A 2,379-nucleotide genomic window follows, 5' to 3' on the forward strand; every position below is an offset into this window, starting at 1 on the left:
TAACGGGCTTGCGAAAGCCAACTTGCACGGGGCGAATGATCAAAAAGTGCTCGCTGGCGGTGATAGGGAAAGTGTCGGCGCCGGCTTCACGGATTCAGGGTTACTTTAAGAGCCTAACGGGTGTCTAGAATATCCGGGGCGATTCAGAGGGGCCTTCAGGATGAAATAAAATCTCGTTAAGCCTCAATGAAACTACAGGTTCTCTCGAAACCCTAAGGCTTTAAGTTTCTTAATAAACTTTTCTGGAGTTATCTCTTTGCCATCCAGTTCAGCCAGTAAATTCAGCACATCTTGCATAGAGTACAGGGCTTTCCAATCATCCTGATAAACATGCAATAAAGGGGAGTGATTACCCCACTGAATGCAGAACTCCCCGGCTGTCCCACCATCGATATGGTACAACCCGATATAAATCTGCTCAGTGGCCCCTGCTGGGAGGCTCATCCCATCCATACTGCTGTTGAGCATGTAACCCTTGAAGCAGCCCTCGAACTCTTTCATACGGTCTCCTTAGTCATTCCTGCCCGTTGCAGGACTCATCATTGGTAGGGCGCAGAGTGACCCTTGGAGGCCTTGAGTGCTAGATGGCCGCAACCAGTCGATAGGCTACAGTATAAAACATGGACGTTTCACGCAGCCGCCCGGTCGAGCATTGACCGAACGTGCGGATTCGCATCCCTACCATCACCTTCGACTCCCTGGGCAGGTCGATTGAGTGAGGCGCCAGCCCATAGAGCCACAGCAGCAGACCGGCTCACCCCGGCAGTGCAGTGAATGACCAGCTTCACCGGCCTGCGATCGCTGGACCACTGGCGAATCCACCCAGAAATTCTCTGTGCATCCTCGAGCGTCATGGGTTCTTCGCAGCCGAAGCCTTCACCGGGAACGACATCATCAAACTGCATTAAGAGAACATCATCCCCCCCCTTTGCCAAGCGAGTTGAACGCTCGTCAAGCCCTCGAATGGACAGGACTACAGTATCGGCGCTTGCTTGCCGGCGCTCGATGTCACGTCGACTTGTATATTCGATGCTAGTGATCATTGGTTATCTCATTCCGGTTGGTTAGGGCATGGAGGGCTTGCTCGCGAACTCGTCCTGCGAGGTGAATCCTCATCGCATACTCGACGGCCGCGGAGCGAGATCGCTTTCGTGAAGCCAGGCGATTGATGTGCTGCTGGGTATCGATCACCAGGGCTTGTGCGGCAGCGACATATCGCAACAGGGTTTCGCGTTGGGGGTACTTAGGATGGGAGCAATCCCATGACAGGCGAATACAAGCCTCGCCAATGACGGACGACCGAGAAAAAGGATTATCCAGATAGTGTGTCACCAGCGTCTCGCCGGCCTGATCCACCTGCTCAACACGTTGCTGCATGCGATCCCCCCTATTGTCCCCAGGCTCATGAATGGCTGGTTATAGGGAGTTAGGGATGGCAATGACACAGAATGAGAAAGCCCCAACTAGCGAACTAGAAGGGGCTTGAAGGTAAAAACCTTGAATCTGATCAGCTGAAAGCTGCAGATTTGCTGTGCAAGACAGCTTTACCTGGAGCGAAATGCCACAGGGATTCCTCAAGGAGGTTATTATCAGGACTGCTGACGTAAGCGCCCTTGCGTGATAGCCGAAAAGCCCGCGGGCCTTGTCGAAACAACCTGACAATCAACCTTAGAGGTCATCGTGATTAGCAATTTCCGTTTCCCATACCGTTCAATGAACGGCCTCGCCAATAAGATAGGGACATGGGTGACATCTGGGAAGTTAATATCGGAAAAAATAATCCCCAACCGACAATCTCGCTCAGTTGAGGGAAGGCTGGATAGGCAGGATTTGGCGGCCATGATCTTATTTCGAGCTGCCGTTAGTAGAATCAATTTCACAGGCGGTGAGCGCCCGAAGGTATCGCTTCAATGTCTCGCGATCGGTAATCGCAGTGCCCACCATGGCGCGGCCCCAGCGGCGCCCGCCTGAGTAAAATGTCTATTTCAGCACTTCTCCTTTATCTATCTTGTCTAGGCAGCATTACTGATAAGCTAGGTAGCTTGGGGGTTGGTTGAAATCGATTGTGACATCCCTGTCCGGTAGCTCCTCGCACTGACCGACAAGCTGGCGACCGCTTTCTCCCGGTAAGTCGATGCGAACGTCAATGTGTCCTATCTGTCTTCTGCATCGCATCTGCTCTCGAACGACCGAGAAGGGGGCCACCCATTGGCCATGAGGGTTTCGTCGAAGTTTCATCCAATAATATTCGATAGGCTTCATCCTGACGCCTTTCGGTACTGACCTGAATCCGTGAGACCGGCCCCCGGAAGCACTTCTAACCCACTGACCTGCATGGCAATATAGCCATTATCGCCATTCACCCAGACAGTGCCATGC

At 52.7% G+C, this 2,379-nt stretch carries 2 protein-coding genes; both read right to left on the minus strand.

Features of this window, described 5'->3' with window-relative positions; translation table 11 throughout:
- Positions 1 to 192 precede the first annotated feature (192 nt).
- The gene (locus BIS10_RS18375; RefSeq protein WP_035561777.1) at positions 193 to 501 is read right to left on the minus strand and encodes a hypothetical protein; all 309 of its coding nucleotides are present in this window, start codon (positions 499 to 501) and stop codon (positions 193 to 195) included.
- 531 nt (positions 502 to 1,032) lie between these two features.
- Positions 1,033 to 1,377, minus strand: a complete 345-nt coding sequence (locus tag BIS10_RS18380) for a hypothetical protein (RefSeq protein WP_035561771.1) — start codon at positions 1,375 to 1,377, stop codon at positions 1,033 to 1,035.
- Between the last annotated feature and the right edge of the window lie 1,002 nt (positions 1,378 to 2,379).

Source organism: Halomonas sp. 707B3 (genome assembly GCF_024158645.1).
In the GTDB taxonomy this organism is placed as follows: domain Bacteria; phylum Pseudomonadota; class Gammaproteobacteria; order Pseudomonadales; family Halomonadaceae; genus Vreelandella; species Vreelandella lionensis.

Excerpts from the sequence above, each read along its gene's own strand:
- BIS10_RS18380 (WP_035561771.1), bottom strand. The coding sequence starts at position 1,377 with ATGCAGCAACGTGTTGAGCAGGTGGATCAGGCCGGCGAGACGCTGGTG.
- BIS10_RS18375 (WP_035561777.1), bottom strand. The coding sequence starts at position 501 with ATGAAAGAGTTCGAGGGCTGCTTCAAGGGTTACATGCTCAACAGCAGT.